Source organism: Oleiphilus sp. HI0123, from assembly GCF_001635315.1.
In genome coordinates this window covers 1-285 of sequence record NZ_LWGE01000712.1, presented here as the reverse complement: position 1 = coordinate 285, position 285 = coordinate 1, and the positions used below count along the sequence as shown (strand labels likewise).

1 pseudogene is annotated in these 285 nt (G+C 42.8%); it reads right to left on the bottom strand.

Annotated elements, in window-relative coordinates:
* A pseudogene (locus A3761_RS27175) lies at positions 1 to 285 on the bottom strand (hypothetical protein); the annotation flags it as partial.

Here is a 285-nt window from a genome sequence, read left to right as displayed (position 1 = left end):
TTGGTAACCTCAGTCCCCGATGCGTAAGAGCCTTGGTAAAACGCGACGGTAGACAACCCAAGACAGGCATTGGCAAACAACTGCCCTACATTCGAAACGTAGTGATCCATTCGACTATGAATCGACCTAAACGCAATATGATTACGCTTCCATGTTGTGATAAACGCAGACAGTGCCAGCAGCAATATCAAAGTAAGTTTTTGATTCTCAATAGCAAGCAAACTAACTTGAGCAAAGGTGTGCTCAAGATCTTTAAAAGTACGAACCCAAACATTCATTTGAGCT